Source organism: Eudoraea sp. (assembly GCF_039969275.1).
Lineage (GTDB): Bacteria > Bacteroidota > Bacteroidia > Flavobacteriales > Flavobacteriaceae > Eudoraea.
This window is the reverse complement of record NZ_JBDVOC010000007.1, coordinates 322024-340417: the sequence shown is the minus strand read 5'-3', so window position 1 is coordinate 340417 and position 18394 is coordinate 322024. Positions and strand designations below refer to the sequence as shown.

Annotated in this window: 18 protein-coding genes and 1 tRNA gene; 16 read left to right on the top strand and 3 right to left on the bottom strand. The window is 37.7% G+C overall.

Going from position 1 to position 18394, the window contains the following annotated elements; all coding sequences use genetic code 11:
- Nucleotides 1–123 precede the first annotated feature (123 nt).
- The 11 genes from ABJH90_RS06100 (at nucleotide 124) to ABJH90_RS06050 (ending at nucleotide 8492) form a co-directional block, all read left to right on the top strand.
- Nucleotides 124–600, top strand: a complete 477-nt coding sequence (locus ABJH90_RS06100; RefSeq protein WP_348137567.1) for a hypothetical protein — start codon at nucleotides 124–126, stop codon at nucleotides 598–600.
- A 10-nt stretch (nucleotides 601–610) separates the two neighbouring features.
- Complete coding sequence (ruvC, locus tag ABJH90_RS06095) at nucleotides 611–1162, top strand: crossover junction endodeoxyribonuclease RuvC (protein WP_348137565.1); 552 nt, start codon at nucleotides 611–613, stop codon at nucleotides 1160–1162.
- Nucleotides 1163–1165: 3 nt separating this feature from the next.
- A complete protein-coding gene (locus ABJH90_RS06090; RefSeq protein ID WP_348137563.1) occupies nucleotides 1166–1915 on the top strand; it encodes a DUF3667 domain-containing protein in 750 nt (249 codons plus the stop codon).
- A 2-nt stretch (nucleotides 1916–1917) separates the two neighbouring features.
- Nucleotides 1918–3051, top strand: a complete 1134-nt coding sequence (hemW, locus tag ABJH90_RS06085; RefSeq protein WP_348137561.1) for a radical SAM family heme chaperone HemW — start codon at nucleotides 1918–1920, stop codon at nucleotides 3049–3051.
- Between the two features lie 19 nt (nucleotides 3052–3070).
- A complete protein-coding gene (locus tag ABJH90_RS06080; protein WP_348137559.1) occupies nucleotides 3071–3823 on the top strand; it encodes a cyclase family protein in 753 nt (250 codons plus the stop codon).
- Nucleotides 3820–4179, top strand: coding sequence for a DUF4260 domain-containing protein (locus ABJH90_RS06075; protein ID WP_348137557.1), 360 nt, complete (start codon nucleotides 3820–3822; stop codon nucleotides 4177–4179). The genes ABJH90_RS06080 and ABJH90_RS06075 overlap by 4 nt, the downstream gene beginning before the upstream one ends.
- Nucleotides 4172–4795: a DUF4230 domain-containing protein gene (locus ABJH90_RS06070; protein WP_348137555.1), complete on the top strand. Its 624-nt coding sequence runs from the start codon at nucleotides 4172–4174 to the stop codon at nucleotides 4793–4795. The genes ABJH90_RS06075 and ABJH90_RS06070 overlap by 8 nt, the downstream gene beginning before the upstream one ends.
- Before the next feature lie 24 nt (nucleotides 4796–4819).
- Nucleotides 4820–5221 carry a Dabb family protein gene (locus tag ABJH90_RS06065; RefSeq protein WP_348137553.1) on the top strand — a complete coding sequence of 134 codons (402 nt, stop codon included), beginning with the start codon at nucleotides 4820–4822 and terminating at the stop codon, nucleotides 5219–5221.
- A gap of 72 nt (nucleotides 5222–5293) precedes the next feature.
- Entirely contained in the window at nucleotides 5294–5653 is a 360-nt protein-coding gene (locus ABJH90_RS06060; protein ID WP_348137551.1) for an MmcQ/YjbR family DNA-binding protein, read from the top strand.
- A gap of 61 nt (nucleotides 5654–5714) precedes the next feature.
- On the top strand, nucleotides 5715–7487 hold the full coding sequence (locus ABJH90_RS06055) for a DNA mismatch repair protein MutS (protein WP_348137549.1): 1773 nt from the start codon (nucleotides 5715–5717) through the stop codon (nucleotides 7485–7487).
- A 3-nt stretch (nucleotides 7488–7490) separates the two neighbouring features.
- The gene (locus ABJH90_RS06050) at nucleotides 7491–8492 is read left to right on the top strand and encodes a metal-dependent hydrolase (protein ID WP_348137547.1); all 1002 of its coding nucleotides are present in this window, start codon (nucleotides 7491–7493) and stop codon (nucleotides 8490–8492) included.
- A 39-nt stretch (nucleotides 8493–8531) separates the two neighbouring features.
- Here ABJH90_RS06050 and ABJH90_RS06045 read toward each other — a convergent pair whose 3' ends face one another.
- Both ABJH90_RS06045 and ABJH90_RS06040 read right to left on the bottom strand, forming a co-directional pair.
- Nucleotides 8532–9632, bottom strand: coding sequence for a DUF4407 domain-containing protein (locus tag ABJH90_RS06045; protein ID WP_348137545.1), 1101 nt, complete (start codon nucleotides 9630–9632; stop codon nucleotides 8532–8534).
- Nucleotides 9633–9793: 161 nt separating this feature from the next.
- The gene (locus ABJH90_RS06040; RefSeq protein WP_348137543.1) at nucleotides 9794–11182 is read right to left on the bottom strand and encodes a dipeptidase; all 1389 of its coding nucleotides are present in this window, start codon (nucleotides 11180–11182) and stop codon (nucleotides 9794–9796) included.
- A gap of 161 nt (nucleotides 11183–11343) precedes the next feature.
- Here ABJH90_RS06040 and ABJH90_RS06035 point away from each other — a divergent pair.
- Nucleotides 11344–11425 (top strand) — tRNA-Leu (locus tag ABJH90_RS06035).
- A 272-nt stretch (nucleotides 11426–11697) separates the two neighbouring features.
- On the opposite strand, the gene ABJH90_RS06030 is transcribed toward ABJH90_RS06035, so the two are convergent.
- On the bottom strand, nucleotides 11698–11898 hold the full coding sequence (locus tag ABJH90_RS06030) for a MarC family protein (RefSeq protein ID WP_348137541.1): 201 nt from the start codon (nucleotides 11896–11898) through the stop codon (nucleotides 11698–11700).
- 11 nt (nucleotides 11899–11909) lie between these two features.
- Between ABJH90_RS06030 and ABJH90_RS06025 the strand changes: the two genes are divergently transcribed.
- The 4 genes from ABJH90_RS06025 to ABJH90_RS06010 all read left to right on the top strand — a co-directional run bounded on the left by ABJH90_RS06025 (nucleotide 11910) and on the right by ABJH90_RS06010 (nucleotide 18362).
- A complete protein-coding gene (locus tag ABJH90_RS06025) occupies nucleotides 11910–14822 on the top strand; it encodes a sigma 54-interacting transcriptional regulator (RefSeq protein WP_348137539.1) in 2913 nt (970 codons plus the stop codon).
- A gap of 256 nt (nucleotides 14823–15078) precedes the next feature.
- Nucleotides 15079–15423 carry an antibiotic biosynthesis monooxygenase gene (locus ABJH90_RS06020; protein ID WP_348137537.1) on the top strand — a complete coding sequence of 115 codons (345 nt, stop codon included), beginning with the start codon at nucleotides 15079–15081 and terminating at the stop codon, nucleotides 15421–15423.
- 6 nt (nucleotides 15424–15429) lie between these two features.
- The gene (locus tag ABJH90_RS06015; RefSeq protein WP_348137535.1) at nucleotides 15430–17301 is read left to right on the top strand and encodes an arylsulfatase; all 1872 of its coding nucleotides are present in this window, start codon (nucleotides 15430–15432) and stop codon (nucleotides 17299–17301) included.
- 2 nt (nucleotides 17302–17303) lie between these two features.
- Entirely contained in the window at nucleotides 17304–18362 is a 1059-nt protein-coding gene (locus ABJH90_RS06010; RefSeq protein ID WP_348137533.1) for a transporter, read from the top strand.
- Nucleotides 18363–18394 lie beyond the last annotated feature (32 nt).

Sequence of the window (18394 nt, the reverse complement as noted above, 5' to 3'; positions counted from 1 at the left end):
TTTATTATTGGACGAAGATAGGGTCTATTTGTTACATGTCTTTTTAGGGTTGCAGGAAATCCTGGATTTCTGAAGCTTAATTGCCCGAAAAAGTCGTAATTTTCCGCAAGGAATACCGCTTATATGAGGAAGTTACTAATTTTGTCTTGTCTTTACTTGATGTCTTCCTGTAATTTGTTTACTTCTACAGAAGTGAAAACCCAAAGACTGGTGGAAAAAGAATTACAGGCGATCAATTGGAACGATGTAGATCAGTACCCGCTCTTTGATGATTGTGACGAAACAGTGTCTAAATCTGCTCAAAAAGAGTGCTTTGAGAACACCTTGCTTTTGCATTTTTCTATGATCTTACAGGAATTCGAATTTATATTGGACAAAGATGTTGAGGAAGTAGTATATGTTGATTTTTTGGTGGATAAAGAAGGAAAATTGACCGTTTTAAATATTGATAAAAACAGTATTATTCAGGATCAAATTCCCGAATTTGATGGGATTATAAGTAGAAGTCTTAAAAGTCTGCCCCGGGTTGAGCCGGCTTTAAAAAGGGGAATACCTGTGAATGCCAAGTGCAGGATCCCAATTATTTTAAATTCAGAGTAAACAAAATAGATTGCAGAACGAGAAAATTATATTGGGGATTGACCCTGGAACTACCATCATGGGATTCGGCATCATTAAGGTGCAAGGGAAGAAGATGACATTTATTCAAATGAACGAATTAATGCTTAAGAAATACAGTGACCCTTTTACAAAACTCAAGCTTATTTTTGAACGAACTATTGAACTGATTGACACCTACCATCCGGATGAAATAGCCATTGAAGCCCCTTTTTATGGGAAAAATGTCCAGTCTATGCTAAAACTTGGCCGGGCACAGGGAGTGGCCATGGCAGCCGGACTCTCAAGGCAAATTCCAATAACTGAATATTTGCCCAAAAAAATAAAAATGGCGATTACGGGCAATGGCAATGCCAGTAAAGAACAGGTAGCGAAAATGCTTCAAAGTACTCTTGGATTAAAAACACTTCCAAAAAATCTGGATAGCACAGATGGTCTGGCAGCTGCAGTTTGTCATTTCTACAATGAAGGCAGGGTAGAGGTAGGTAAAAGTTATACCGGATGGACAGCCTATGTTAAGAAGAATGAAGACCGGATAAAATAAGTCATGAATACGAATAACAACGCATATTGTCATAATTGTGAACAATCATGCCAGGGTCGTTTTTGTCCGGCTTGCGGTCAAAGAACTTCTGTGCATAAGGTTAACTTCAAAGAAACCTTTCAGGATCTTGCGGACCAGTTACTCTCCCTCAGTGCTCCCCTTCCCCAAACCCTAAAAATGCTGGTAATAAATCCAGGCTATCTTTTAAGAGACTACCTTTATGGAAAGCGCAGAAGGTATTACAGGCCCATATCCTTTTTCCTCCTCACTACTTTGTTTTACCTCATTATTCGTGGGCTGGTCGGATCTGAGGGACTGGGGCAGATCATTGGAGATCCTAAAGATAATCCCTTTGTGGATTCAGATTTTATTTACCAGGCCCGGGAATTTATGATTGAAAATATCAACAGCCTGCTGTTCATTTTTGTGGCTGTTCTGGCACTGGCAATGAAACTGTTTTACCGCAGGTATTATTCTCTAGCAGAGTATTTTGCGGTATCTTTTTATTTGATTGGATTCTATATGTTATTGGTTACGTTGAATTTATTCTACATCCGATACGTCAATCAAAACATCCAGTACTTGTCGACGCTGGTCATGAATGTTTATTTTGTGTATGCCATGGTTTCTTTTTTCGGCCATAGAAAATGGCTGACGGCTATTAAAGCCTTTATTGCCTACATTCTGGCTTATGTGTTTTATATCCTCCTGGCTTCCATCCTCTCTTATATTATCATAGCTTTAAAACAGTAATAATGTCAGGCATTTATATCCATATCCCTTTTTGCAAACAAGCCTGTCATTATTGTGACTTTCATTTTTCAACTAGCTTGTCTAAAAAAAGACCTATGCTTTTAGCTCTGGAGCAGGAATTATTGTTAAGAAAAGAGGAATTAAAAAATGAGAAAATTGAGACTATTTATTTTGGAGGGGGAACACCTTCTGTATTGCAAACAGCCGAAATAGAACACTTAGTGGAAGCAGTTTACAGGAACTATAAGGTAATTGAAACTCCTGAAATTACTTTAGAAGCCAACCCTGATGATTTGTCGGTAACCAAAATTAAAGAACTTAGTGATTCATCTATCAACAGATTAAGTATTGGCATACAGTCCTTTTTTGATCAGGATTTAAAACTGATGAACAGGGCACATAATGCTAATGAAGCGCATACTTGTATTGCGGAAGCCAAAAAGTATTTTAATAATATTTCGATTGACCTTATCTATGGAATACCAGGGATGACTAATGCGCGTTGGGAAGAGAATATTGCCCAAGCATTGTCTTATAGCTTGCCTCATATCTCATCTTACGCTTTGACCGTGGAACCCAAAACTGCTTTGAAGGCCTTTATAGAAAAGGGGGTAATTCCGGATGTTGATGATGAAATAGCACAACAGCAGTTTTATTTACTACTCGATCTTTTAGAAGGTGAAGGATACCAGAATTATGAAATATCCAACTTTGAAAAAGAGGGTTATTTTTCAAAGAACAACACTGCATATTGGCAAGGGAAAAAATATATTGGGATAGGTCCTTCAGCACATTCATATAACGGGATTAGAAGGGGATGGAATATCAGTAATAATTCAAAATATATAAAGTCGATTAATCAGAACCTCCTCCCATTGGAGGAAGAGACACTCACCAAAACAGATAGATATAACGAATATGTAATGACTGGCCTGCGAACAATTTGGGGGATTTCACTCTATAAAATTCAAACGGAATTCGGCAATTCATATTATGAGTACCTGCTGCAGCAATCAGATAAATATATCAAAGAGGAAATGCTCTCTGTTGATGGGGATAAAATTTATGTTACCAAAAAAGGAAAGTTTTTATGCGATGGGATCGCAAGTGATTTATTTATGATTAAATTGAGTTAAGATTCTTAGATTAAGGCTTATGCTGGCATTAATAAAACATAATAGCAGGGACTATCAGATAGACCTTTCCAAGCCCCTGGATATTTCAATTCCATTGAGGGGCAATGAGTCTAATGTAAGGGCCTGGAACTTAAATGCGCCTGTAATACAACCACATAGGGAAGGGGATTTTGTAGGGAAAGTATCTGAAGGAGCTTCCACTAATTTTAACGATATCAGTTTTAATCCCCACGCACATGGAACTCATACAGAATGTATAGGACATATCACAGAAGATAACTATTCCATAAATAAGCAATTGTCCGAATTTTTTTTCCTTGCTGAGGTGGTTACCATCGCCCCGGAAAAATATCAGAATGATTTTGTAGTCTCCAGAAAGCAAATTCAGTATGCGATAGGAGATAAAAAATGTGAGGCCCTCATCATCAGAACCTTACCTAACCTTAAGGAAAAGTTATCAAGGAAGTATTCCGATACAAATCCACCTTATTTATTAGAAGAAACCGCTCAATATTTAGTTGATAGGGGAATAAATCACTTGCTCATAGACCTGCCTTCGATAGACAAGGAAAATGACAATGGAGCCCTACTGGCCCACAGGGCTTTCTGGCAGCTTGAAGGCAACTTGAGAACCAGAGCTACTATTACAGAATTTATTTATGTAAATAATTCTATTAAGGATGGTACATATATTTTGAATTTGCAATTTGCCCCAATAGAGAATGATGCAAGTCCGAGCAGGCCGGTTTTATTTAAACTAATAATGCCATGAAAACTCTTATTAAAATAGAGGAATGGGCTATGTTTGGATTTGGATTCTATCTTTTTACGTTTCTCCCATTTTCCTGGTGGTGGTTTTTTGTGTTTCTTCTGGTCCCGGATATTGGAATGTTGGGATATATTTTAGGAAATAAAATTGGGGCGGTTACATATAATATCTTTCATCATAAAGGTTTGGCGATAGTTATTTATATTTTAGGAGTATATTTTTCTCTTCCTTTGTTAGAAGGTGCCGGAATAATTTTATTTTCACACTCAGCTATGGACAGAGCTTTAGGCTATGGCTTAAAGTATGAGAAAGGATTTAATTATACGCATTTAGGCGAATTAGGAAAAACCAATGGATAGTATTTTAGAACTTTTTTTAGGATTAATATTAGGAGCAATCCTTATGTACTGGATGTACTCCTTATTTCGTATAAAGAGGAACAAAGAACTTACAGAGCATCAATCCACAATAATACTGGAGAAGATTAAAAGCGTCTGTAAGTTGATATCTGTGGAGGGTGATTTTGCAGAAATATACAAATATGAAAATACCCGGGAACACTTTATGAGCTTGCTAAGCAGCAAGAAAAAGGCCCTTATAGTAATTAATGCAAAAGCTCAAATAGGTTACGACCTTAAAAAAGTATTAATGCACGCTGATACGGACAAAAAGAAAATAATTCTTACTAACTTTCCCCAGCCAGAAGTGCTTTCAATACAACCGGAACTTGAATTTTACGATATAAAGAATGGGCTTTTCAATTCATTTACCCCAAAAGATTTGACAGCATTAAATCAGGAAGCTAAAAAACATGTCATGGAGAAAATTCCTGAAAGCGGGCTCATGGATACAGCTCGGCGGGAAGCTTTGGAAGCTGTTTTATTGATCGAGAAAATTGTTGAAACAATCGGGTGGAAATTAGATTACTCAACTTTGGAATTAAGCGAAAATAAAAAACCTTTTATTGAAAAATAGATTTTAAATTTAAATCATAACAAGATGAAAAAGACAGTTTGTATTTTAACCCTTTTATTGATATCCATAACAGCATACAGTCAACAAGATAAGCAAATGAGAAGTTTAGATCCAGGTTTTGTACACACCGTATATTTTTGGCTCAACAATCCGGATAATGAGGATGACCAAAAGCAATTTGAAAAGGCGATGAAGAAATTCATGAAGAAGTCGAAACATGCCAACACCCATTATGTTGGCAAGCCGCCAAAGGCTACACGCGATGTGGTAGATGATTCATTTACCTACGCATTGATAGTTAGTTTTAAAAATGCCAAATCTCAGGAGAAGTACCAAACAGAGAAGGCACATTTGGATTTTATTGATGAGGCCCAAAGCCTTTGGAATAAGGTAATTGTATATGATTCCCAGGGGGTCAAACTATGATCTTTCCAGAAAACACCTAGGTGTTCTTCGCCTTATATTTTAACGAAGGTTTACGTTAAAGTGCTTTTGAATATGAACATTGAAGAATTCAGAGAACTTTGTTTACATAAGAAAGGAGTTACGGAAGAATTTCCTTTTGACGCGGATACGCTGGTCTTTAAGGTGATGGGTAAAATATTTACCATTGCCCCGCTTGAACGGATTCCGTCACAGGTGAATTTAAAGTGTGACCCGGAAAAAGCCATTGAGTTACGCGAAACCTATGACGGAATTATTACTCCTGGATATCATATGAGCAAAGTGCACTGGAACACATTATTTCTGGGACAGTTGCCTTCTAAACTGATATCGGAACTTGTGAATCATTCCTACGAATTGGTAGTTTCTAAGCTAACAAAAAAACAAAAAGCTGCGCTCGAGGGTATGATTTAATCTTTAAATCCCTTTAAGAATACCATATCTTTACCACCTCAATTCAAAGAGCAAGTTAGTTATGCTTAATCCCTCCGGGTTTTACAAAGAAAGAAAAGACAAATTGAGTGAGCTGCTTGTTCAGGTGAAACGGCAATTATGGGTCTCCAGTATGCTTAGGCTAACAGTTTTTATCCTCGCAATTTTCGGAATATACCTGTTTTATGATAGTTCAAATTATATTCTTTTAATTATCCTAATTGCGGCCATATTGTTCCTTTTTTTGGTTTCGAGGCATACCGACCTGAATTACCGAAAAAGTAAATTGCTGGCCCTGATCTCCATTAATGAAACCGAGTTGCAGGTATTGGATCGAAAATTTTATCAGCTCCCGGATGGAAATAACTTCACAGATCGTGGACATTTTTATAGTCAGGATATTGATCTTTTCGGGAAGGGATCTTTTTACCAATATTTTAATCGCACGGCTTTACCGGAAGGCAGTAAAACATTAGCTACACTACTTACTGCAAACAATATCGAAAATGTAATAGATAAACAGGAAGCCATAAAAGAACTTGGGTCAGATGCAGAATGGAGACAGGAATTTTCGGCAGTTGCCAGATTGATAAAAACGGAAATCTCGTCGGCTAGTTTAATAGGTTGGCTAAAAACATATCAGCCATTCGTTCCTAATCTGATGAAAACGCTACCCAAGGTGTTTTCAGTTTTGTCACTTGGATTAATAAGCCTTTATTTCTTTGACTATGTTTCAGGATGGGGGTTGCTATTTTGGTTTTTCCTAGGCCTAGGTATAACAGGTAGGTATTTAAGCAGGATCAATGCGCTTTCTCAGAACACGACGCAAGCACAGAGCAGTTTTCAGCAGTATCAAAAATTGATATTGCTTTTGGAGAATAGGAAATTTCAAGCCCGGGTATTGGAAAATGAAAAAGATAACATTTTGGAAGAAGGCGTAAAGGTTTCCCAGGTTTTGAAACAATTTTCAGGGATGTTGAACGCCTTTGACCAAAGGAATAATATGCTTTTTGGAGTATTGGCCAATGGATTCTTTTTATGGGACATGAGGTATGGCTATGTCATTGAAAAATGGATTAAAGTTCATGGCAATAATGTAGAATCCTGGCTAAAAACTATTGCTTTTTTTGATGCTTATAACAGCCTGGGAAATTTTGCATTTAATCATCCTGATTATACTTTTCCGGAAATTACAAAAAATGACCTTATTATAGAGGCGCTAAATATTTCTCACCCTATGCTGGACCCGGCTGAAGGGGTAACCAATAATTTTAAAATTTGCGGGGAAGAGTTCTTTGTAATTACCGGCGCAAATATGGCTGGTAAGAGCACATTTCTACGTACTATTTCCCTTCAGATTGTTATGGCCAATATGGGCTTGCCGGTATGCGCTACCTCGTTGCGATACCAACCCATAAAACTGATTACCAGCATGCGCACTGTAGATTCTTTGACAGAACATGAATCCTACTTTTTTTCTGAACTAAAGCGTTTAAAGTTTATTATTGATAACATAAAAGAAGATAGATACTTTATTGTTCTGGATGAAATCTTAAAGGGAACCAACAGCACAGATAAGGCCATAGGTTCCAGAAAGTTTATTGAGAAGTTAGTGAATTCCAATTCAACCGGTCTGATTGCGACGCATGATTTAAGTCTTTGTGAAGTTGCTAAAAGTCTGGATAGGGTTGAAAACTATTTTTTTGATGCTGCAATTGTAAATGAAGAGTTGCATTTTGACTACAAATTCAAAAAAGGGATTTGTAAAAATATGAATGCCTCATTTTTGTTGAAGAAAATGAAAATCGTTGAATAAGCTATGGATTCACTAACACAAATAGTTTTAGGGGCGTCCGTAGGAGAGGTGGTACTTGGTAAAAAGGTGGGGAATAAGGCAATGCTCTATGGTGCAATAGCCGGTACTATACCCGATCTTGATGTCTTAAGTAGCTATTTTGTAGATACGGTTACTTATACTGAATGGCACAGGGGTTTTAGTCATTCTATTCTCTTTAGCCTCCTTTTTGCACCGGTTTTCGGATGGCTTATTTTTAAGATCGAAAAAAAATCCGGGGTAAGCTGGCGAGAATGGTCCACGCTTATGTTCTGGGGTTTGTTTACACATCCCATTTTAGATTCCTTTACCACCTGGGGCACACAACTTTTTTGGCCTTTTGACCTACGCCTGGCTTTTCAGAATATTTTTGTTATCGATCCAATATATACGCTGCCTTTTCTGTTTTTCCTGATTCTGACAATGAGAGAACACAGGCTGTCACCGGCCAGAAGAAAATATAACCGAATGGGCCTGATGGTTAGCACAGCTTATCTGGCAGTAACCATACTATTAAAGGGAATTACCTATAAGAAATTTACCGATAATTTGGAGGATCAGGAAATTGCTTATGAGCAGATCCAAACCAGGCCAACCCCATTTAATTCAATACTATGGACCGCTAATGTGGATGCAGGGAACGAATATCTAATAGGAGAATATTCCTTGTTTGATACTAAACCAATTGTGTTCAGGCCTTATCCAAAAAACCACGACTTATTGGGAGAACTGGCAGGTGAGGATAAGCTTAACCGGTTAATAAAAATTACCGAAGGCTGGTATACCATTTCGCAGAAAAAACAAACCTTACTCTTTAATGACCTTCGTTTTGGTTTGATAAACCTGAATCCCATTGATCCTAAATTTGCTTTTAGTTATAAACTGTTTAAAATAAATAATAAGGTAATCGTTGAGGAAACCCCAAAATTCAAAGAAGATGCACAAAACGTTCTAATAGATTTATGGGCAAGAATCTGGGGGAATTAATCCTCTGGTTTCCAATTCTTTTATATTGGTTAATACACCTTATAAGCTTTTTATCTGAAGATCATGAAAAGTATCTGCCTGCAGACGTAGCAACTCTTCTGCTTTCTGTTTTTTATATGCGTATACAGCTTCTTCTTCTGCAATTTCACCATAAATTTTTTCATTTAAGGTAGTATCTGTAGCCAGGATATTTTGTCGCTGTAATACTTTTTGCATCACCCAGGTCTCTACGGCACTTTCCTCATCTTCCAACTTAAGGTCATAGGGTCCTTTTGGAGCCAGAAGCTTAACAATTATAGGTGAGGTTTCTATGGCAAGGAATAATAAGAAAATAAAGAAAGAGGGAAACCATGGCAGTTCTCCCAGGGCACTTATACGGGCCATAAGGCCATCAAATCCGTCAATAATTGGCTGAGAATCATCTACTGCCTGTGAATATTCTGCATTAAGCGAGGTGATCTGGGTTTCTATACCGGCTATTTTATTTGTATTTGCTTCCTTTAATTGTCCTAATTCCAATAAGGCAGCATCGTGCTTTTCACGTTTTTCTTTATACACCGGTCCTTTGCCTAAAAGCATGGTCCCTGCTCTTCCTTCGGCCTCTGAAATATAGGTGTCGTAAAGGGCGTTGGTCTCCGCTTCTTTTATGTTTATTTCATTCTTTAGGGCTGTAATATCTTCGTTCAGACTGGCAACCACCGGAGTGTATTGCTGTGCAATCTGTGCCTTATTTGCCAGAGTGAGTTCGTTTTTTTGTTCCAATAAAACCTGGTTGATTTCCTTTTCGAAAATTTTCATTTCCAAAGGTTTTGAGATCACTACGGCAATAATAATAGCCAGAATTATCCTGGGGGTAGCCTGTAAAAATTCACTTTTTATACTATCTCTTTTTTTAATAGTGGAGACAATAAACCTATCCAGATTAAAAATCAATAGGCCCCAAATAAGGCCAAAAAAGATTGCTGCGTAAACGTTGTCAAATACCGTAAAGAGTGCATAACTACTGGCAATAAATGCCATTACGGCGGTAAAAAAAACAGTGGCACCTATGCCTGCGTATTTGTTTTGTTCTCCTGAAGAACAGGATTCAAGAATGCGGGTGTCCGCTCCGGAACAGAGGATAAAAAAGCTTCGTATCATTATAGTGTTCGTTTTTGATTCTAATGGTTAGAACGCAATTTGCATAGATTTGTTACACTAAAATGAAATAAAATCATCTCGTTAAGAAGGTTTTATGAATTCCAGGAATTTTCCTTCAATATTTTTTGAGGAATTCACGACTCATCTCAAATCTAAATACTCTAAGAAAGAAGTTCCGTATAGTATTTATAGAAATAAGGTATCGTTTCAATTCCTTTTAAAAAATTCCATACCCCAAAATGTTCATTCGGAGAATGAATGGCATTGCTGTCGAGTCCGAAGCCCATTAAGATGGATTTAGTTCCTAACTCCTTTTCAAATAGCGGAACAATAGGGATGCTACCCCCGTTTCTCTTGGGTACGGGTAATTTTCCAAATGTAGTCTCATAAGCTTTACTTGCTGCCTGGTAACCTATACTGTCTATGGGTGTTACATAACTTTCACCACCGTGGTGCGGAGTTACTTTCACCTTAACTCCGGTAGGGGCAATATTTTCAAAATGGGTCTTAAAAAGTTGTGTAATCTCATGCCAGTCCTGATGTGGTACGAGCCGCATAGAGATTTTTGCATAAGCCTTGCTCGCAATAACGGTTTTTGCACCTTCTCCTGTATAACCACCCCAGATGCCGTTTACATCAAGGGTAGGTCTTATGGAGTTTCTTTCATTTGTGGTATAAGAAGATTCACCATAGACATCTTCAATGTCCAGGGCGGCTTTATACGCCTCCAGCTTAAAGGGTGCTTTTTCCATGGCATTGCGCTCCTCCCGGGTGAGTTCTTCTACCTTATCATAAAATCCCGGTATTGTAATATGGTTATTTTTATCATGCAAAGAGGCAATCATTTTTGCAAGGATATTTATAGGATTGGCAACTGCTCCTCCATACAATCCTGAATGTAAGTCCCGGTTTGGACCTGTAACTTCTACCTCCACATAACTCAATCCCCTGAGACCTGTCGTTATTGAAGGAACATCATTAGCTATCATTCCGGTATCGGAAATTAAAATAATATCATTGGCTAATTTTTTATGATTTTCTTTTACAAAAGCGGACAAGCTTTCACTTCCTACTTCTTCTTCCCCCTCAATCATAAACTTCACATTACAGGGAAGCGAGTTGTTTGCAACCATAAATTCAAGGGCTTTCACATGCATATAAACCTGTCCCTTATCATCAGAGGCTCCGCGGGCATAAATGGCACCATCGGGGTGGAGTTCCGTTTTTTTAATCACAGGTTCAAATGGAGGGGAGTCCCAAAGATCTAAAGGATCTGGCGGTTGAACGTCATAATGCCCGTAAACCAGAACGGTTGGCAGATTCTTATCAATTGTTTTTTCTCCATAAACGATGGGATACCCTTGAGTTTCACAGATCTCAACAATATCACAACCGGCATCTTTTAAAGAAGAGGCAAAAACCTCTGCAGTATCCAGTACATCTTGTGAATAAGCAGAATCTGCACTAACAGATGGCATTTTTAGAAGTTGGATGAGCTCATTTATAAATCGTTCTTTGTGTTGTTCCAGGTAAGCCTTTATGTTTTGCATTATCAATAATTTGAAGAATGACTAAATTTACGAAAAGAAGGTTGATAATTTTAAACTTCGATTATTTTTAAATTGAAATTTTGCTTTATATTTGCAACCCCATAATAAAGATAGTTCCTTCTCCATACTATTTCAAAGGAGAAGTTATCAGGATGGGAAATGCAGGCGTGGTGGAATTGGTAGACACGCTAGACTTAGGATCTAGTGCCGAAAGGTGTGAGAGTTCGAGTCTCTCCGCCTGTACGAAGTAAAGGCCCATCTAATAAAGATGGGCTTTTTTTTTATGAAAAGTGGAGAGGGGAGAAGTTTATCCCGCCATCGGCGGGAAGTCTCTCCGCCTGTACAGTTTAAAAAGCTTCCCTATTTAGGGAGGCTTTTTTAGTTTTGGGTAACCCACGGGTAACACAAATCGATTTTTCTCCTAGGGCTATTTCAAATAAATATTTTTGATATCATTTATTTACAAAATAAATAATTACTAGCATGTTGAAAAAATTATTGTTTTGCCAATACCTTCAAAAAAGAACTTGAATACCATTAATGAACATTTGAACAGCAATCATTACCAATATCATCCCCATTAATCTTTCGAAAGCATAAAGACCTCGTTCCCATAGTATTTTATTAAGAAAAGGAGCTGCCAATAATAAAATCTTTTCCATGAAAGATCTAAATAGTTTAATTTTAACTAGTACTACTAGCTGTAAAATATTCAAGACAGGAAATTATGAAAAAAAAGACCAGCCAAAATCTTGAAAATAAATCTGACACAACAAAATTAACACCGCACGAAAAAAGTAAAGGGCTGTCTCAAAAAACATTTGAGCAGGCAGAGGATAAATTTAAATTGTTAGTAGATCAAGCCGGAGATGCATTTTTTGTCCTTGATTATGAAGGTTCGATTATGGATGTTAATCTCCAGTCATGCCTAAGTCTTGGTTATTCACGCCGGGAACTTTTGAAAATGACGATTCAGCAAGTTGATATTAAGGTTGTTGAGAAGGAGCATAAAAACCGGTTTTGGAATCCACTTAAAACAGGGGAATACTTAAATTTCGAAGGGATCCATCAACGAAAAGATGGGAGCACCTTTCCTGTTGAAGTTAGGCTTGGCCGGTTGGATTTGGAGGGCAGAAAATTACTACTGGCACTGGCCCGCGATATATCAGAACGAAAGAAGTCGGAATTGGCTCTTATAGAGAGTGAATCAAAACTAAGAGAGGCGCAAAAAATTTCTAAAATTGGAATCTGGGAATGGGATCTTGTAGCTGACAAAGGATACTATTCTGAAGAGACGTATAAGATTTTTGATGTAGACCCTGATCCTGATACAAAGATTGTCTCTGATAAAATGATTGAAATAATCCATCCGGAAGACCGTGAGCATCATGACCATATAACAAAGAATCTGTTAAATAAAAATGTTAGCAACGACCCATATGATTATCGTATTATACATAGAGATGGTACGATTCGGCATATATATACAGAAGTGCAGGTTGAATATGATGCAGATGACAATCCCGTAAAAATAGGTGGAATTGTTCAGGATATTACTGAGCGCAAGTTAGCAGAGCAAACCCTAAAGAAAGAAGCTGAATTTCAAGAACTCGTCGCCAAAATCTCTTCCCAATTCATCAACCTGCCAGCTGATAAAATCGACCAGTCAATTAATGAGCGGTTTAAGGAGATTGGAGAATATTTTAATGCTGATCGTGTAACAATTGGCAAATTAAATGAAAAGGGTGAAGTATTGGCGGCTACCAATATGTGGTTCTCTGACAAGATAAATATTGAAGTGTTTGCAGCTGATATGGAGGACGCAATTTATCCAAATTTTGTCAACTACATCAAAGACAAAGAATATTGGAGTTTCTCAGATCCTGATGAGTTTTCGCATTGGCACCCTGAGTATGAAACTAATCTAAAAATCAAATTTAAAGCAGGTCTCGCAGTTAATTTAGATTTTGATGGGTCAGTAATTGAAATATTCGTCGTAGATTTTTTAAGCTCATATGTTCTGACACAGACCAATATTAAGCAGATTAAACTGCTGGGAATTGTTTTTTCCAATGCCTTGAATAGAAAGCGGGCAGAGCATGCCCTAAAAAAAGAAGCTGAATTTAAACAACTTGTTTCCGAACTCTCCTCCAGATTCATAGGGCTATCCGGAGTTGAATTCGAGAATGCTATACAAGAGAGCCTTGCGAAGATTGGCAGTTATTTCAGAGTTGATACTATAAGACTTTATCAGCTTTCTCATCAAGGAGAAGTATTGAAATTCAGGCTTATGTGGCTTTCAGAACATCTTGCCCCACAAGAAGAAATGTCAGTGATTCATAAAATGAAATATCCTAATCTCGCTGCACATTATTTGCAAGGAGAATCTGTTATATTCAATGATAGTCCACAGTGGCCGGAAATGCGCAAGATTCTCAAATTCTTTGGAACTAAAACTGGTGTTGGAGTTCCATTGGAATCTGGCACCTATGGGGTTGATGTATTTGCCATGGATAAGGTATCGTCAGAGTATACATGGTCTAAGGACGTTATCGAGCAAGCTAAAACAATTGGAAAGGTTTTACTAAGTGCGATATTGCGTAGTGAGGCAGAAGTTGAACTCCAAAACGGATATTTAGAAATCAAACGATTAAAGGACCAGCTGCAACAGGAAAACACCTATTTGAAGGAAGAAATAAAAGGAATTAAAAATTTCGATACTATTATCGGTCAAAGTAAAGCCCTTAAATATGTTTTGTTTCGCGTTGAGCAAGTAGCTCCAACCGATACAACAGTTCTTATTTCAGGAGAAACAGGCACTGGTAAAGAAGTATTTACTAATGCTTTACATCAATTAAGCCTTCGAAAACATAAAGCTCTGGTTAAGGTTAATTGTGCTGCTCTCTCTCCTGCTTTGATCGAAAGTGAATTATTTGGTCATGAAAGGGGGGCTTTTACAGGGGCAAATGAAAAACGAATCGGTCGATTTGAACTTGCCGATGGTGGAACTATTTTCCTGGATGAGATAAGTGAGTTGTCATTAGAAATTCAGGCTAAATTGTTAAGAGTTTTACAGGAAGGTGAATTTGAAAGGTTGGGTAGCTCAAAAACTATAAAAACTAATGTAAGAATAATCGCCGCTACTAATCGGAACTTGAAGGAAGAGGTTAAAAATAATCGTTTCCGTGTAGATTTATATTATCGTTTAACAACTTTTATTATAACAATTCCGCCTTTGAGGGATCGCAAAGAGGATATTCCTCTTTTAGTAAAATATCTTGTCAATAAATTGGGAAAAAAGCTTAATAAATCTATAAAGAAAGTTCCTCAAACCGCAATGCGAAACCTGGTAAATTATTCATGGCCAGGAAATGTTCGTGAACTAGAGAATGTCATCGAAAACGCTCTTATTATCTCAAACGGAGAAGTGCTAAAAACTGAAGTGCCTGGAAAGGTTATATTAACTACTAAGGGGAAATCGAAACTAGAGGATCTTGAACGTGAACATATAATTAAAATCTTAAAATTGGTGAATTGGCAAATTGGAGGAAAAGAAGGGGCTGCTGAAAGATTAGGTCTTAAGAGAACTACACTAAATTCGAAAATGAAAAAGCTCAATATTAAAAAAACGTCAAGATAGTATTTTCCATTCCCATAATTGACCTTTTCACAATACAAATCTATTCTTTTTGATATAATTTTCTAGCAAAGATAAAGCGACTATATTTCGTCACTATGACGAAATATAGTCGCTTTATTGATTTTGATATCAACTAGTATATTGACAAAAATACGTGTAAAGCATTGATATACAAAATATTAAAATTATTAACTTTTTTTGGCACGGTTTTAGGTTACCGGATTCTAAAGAAGTTAATATTTGATACAATAAATCAATGATTAGTATAAAATATAATATAAAAGCAAAGCCAGGGAAGAATCTGGAATTATTACAGGTTATGGGTTCAAATATTGTAAATATGCAAAGGGTAGAAGGATGCTTAAATATTGATTTTGAACAAGATAATCTGGACAAGGATCAATTTGTTTTTCGAATGGATTGGCAAAACAATAATCTTTTTAAATCACTTTTGAACAGTAATGAATTTAACATTTTTGCGGGAAGCATACATGTTCTTTGTCATAAGCCTACAGTTGAATTTGTTGGCAAGGATAAAAGAGTTATAAGAATTATAGAAAAGAATTACAAAAAAGAACTACTAAAAGAATTTAATAACTAAATGAAAATGAAAACTATCTATAAATTAATTCAAAGAAGGAATACTCCTTCTGGTTTTGGTGTTTTGAAAATATTTTTCTTGCTGATTTTTACATTCAGCACATTGCTTGCTTTTAGTCAAAGTCAAGTGAACACTAAACAAAAAAAGAAGCCTAATATATTGCTTATTGTTGCTGATGATATGGGCTACTCTGATCTAGGTTGCTACGGAGGCGAAATCAACACCCCTGTATTGGACAAGCTTTCGAAAGAGGGTATGCGATACACTAACTTTTATGTGAGTCCAACTTGTTCAGTTACCCGATCTATGCTACTATCAGGAACTGATAATCACATTGCAGGTCTGGGTAATATGGGTGAATTGAAGGCCCCGAATCAAATGGGGCAGCCCGGTTATGAGGGTGTACTGAACCAGCGTGTGGTTACTGTTGCCTCATTGCTACATGACAATGGCTATCACACCTACATGGCTGGCAAATGGCACCTGGGTTTAAAACCGGATGAGTACCCACACGCTCGTGGTTTTGAGCGTGATTTCTCATTACTTGTGGGCGGAGGTAGCCACTTTGATAATGCGTGGAACCTTGAATGGCAGGTACCTAAAGCACCATATACAGAAGATGGTCAACCTGTGGCTGAATTGCCTAAGGACTTTTACTCCTCTAAGAACTACACCGACAAGACCATCCAGTTTATAGATGAAGGCCGCCAGGATGGAAAACCTTTCTTTGCTTACATGGCATATACGGCTCCCCATGGCCCACTTCAAGTGCCAAATAGATGGTTGCGCAAATATAAGAACCACTACGATGAAGGATGGGATGGGATCCGCGAAAAACGCCTGGCACGCATGCAGGAACTGGGTATCATAGAAGAGGGTGCAAACACCGCTGATCGTTTGTATTTTCTGCCAAGATCCAGCGCTTTAGCACCAGCAGCAAGAGTGGCACTAGGCAGGAAGATGGAGATTTATGCCTCGATGGTTGAATACATGGATGATCAGATCGGACATGTATTTGAATATCTGAAACAAATTGGAGAGTATGACAATACTATCGTAATCTTCATTTCAGACAATGGAGCAGAAGGAAACGACCTGAGGAGTATGGTAGCAGGTCAAGCAGGCACTATGGGATTTATTCACGGTATGAATAATTTTGCTGAAAATAGTCATAATTCCATTGGTCGTAAAGGAACATATGCTGAATATGGTGCTGCCTGGGCCCAGGTCTCCATGGCTCCATTCCGGATCTATAAAGGATGGACAGCTGAAGGCGGCATTCGCTCCCCTCTAATTGTTAGTGGTCCTGGAGTACAGGGCTCCGGCGGATTGAATAAAGAGGCTGTACTTCATGTTAAAGATATTGTTCCAACGGTTCTGGAACTGGCAGGTATTGAGCACCCATCATCCTTTAATGGGCGCGAAGTGGCACCGGTTCAAGGTAAGTCATGGGTGGAAATGTTAGAAGGTAGAACTCAATCACCCAGAAGTGCTGATGATTGGCTTGGTTGGGAACTATTTGGCAACAGGGCGATTCGCCAGGGAGACTGGAAGATCAATTCACTTTATCAGCCAATGGGTACCGGAGACTGGCAGCTATACAACCTTGCCGATGATCCCGGGGAACAATACGACCTCTCTGAAAAAAGACCTGATAAAAGGAAGGAGCTTATCGCTTTGTGGGAAGAATATCAGAAGACGAACGGTGTTATCATAGGAAACAGGTCACCTTTTGAAAGGGCAAAAAAAGCGCTTCCCGATCCGCAGCCAGAATTCGATAATTACCCACCTCGTCGTGGTTTAGAAGCGGTTCCTTATGAACAACTTCTAAAATTGATGAGTGGAGAAAATAACAAAAAGGGATCAAAAAAAGAATAGATATGACTGCAAAAGGAAATAATAAAAGCAAAAAACATCTGAATCCACTTCTTCAATTTGGGATTGTTTTCATAATTATTACCATCCTACCATTAAGAAGTTCGCTATTCGCTCAAGATGATGGCGCCAGAGCTTACTGGAATGCAAGAGAAAAAACAAACATATTTTCTTTTCAATATTTAGCTATGAACCTAGATGCCTCAGATGCTAAAGTCTTTGCCCCAGGTCAGTATATTTATGGTAATGCCGATGTTGACGCAAATATGAGTTTTGGTTCTTTTGCCCATCATTTTGCATTTTTTAAACGTCCATCCTCCTTTGCTGTTAATATTATTGGAGGTAGTGTTGGCGCAAATTTTAATTCCAATATATCCCCAGAGTTTTTACCTCCAGGAATAGCCCCAGGTATTGCCTTTAGTCAATCAAGTTCTGGATTTGGTGATCCAAGCGTTGCGTTTGTAACAAATTTAATTGGTACACCTCGACTTAATAGCACTGTAGACCTGTTGAACTATGAGCCTGGCTTTAGTATGGATGTTGCATTATTATTGTCGGTTCCTGTAGGTGCCTATGAAAATGACAAACTTGTGAATTTAGGACTTAATCGTTGGTTTGGCCGTATTGCACTTCCTCTCAAGTACCATTTTGGGGTGTTTGCACCCGGGTATATGTCGAGCTTTGAATTGACCCCTTCAGTTTATTTATTTGGAGATAATGATAATTTTAATGCAGGGCAAACCCTGAAAAATGAACCGTTATGGCAAATAGAATCTCATTTAACCCATGATTTTACGAGCAAATTTTTCGGTTCACTTGATATGCTTTACCAGAATGGCTTTCAGTCCGAAATAAATGGCATTAAAGCTGGTGAAAACCTTGAAATTGGAAGTCTTGGTTTTTCGATGAATTACGAAATTCAAGATAATATTATGATACGCGGTAGTTATAGCTCCAATGTGTTTGGTAATGACAATTTGAATACCAGCGTTATTAAAGTTCAGTTTGTTTACAGCTGGAATAAGACAGTAGAAAACGCTAAAAAATTATCAGGAGGGGAGTAATGCTCTGGTTTTTTATTTCGCAAAACAATGAA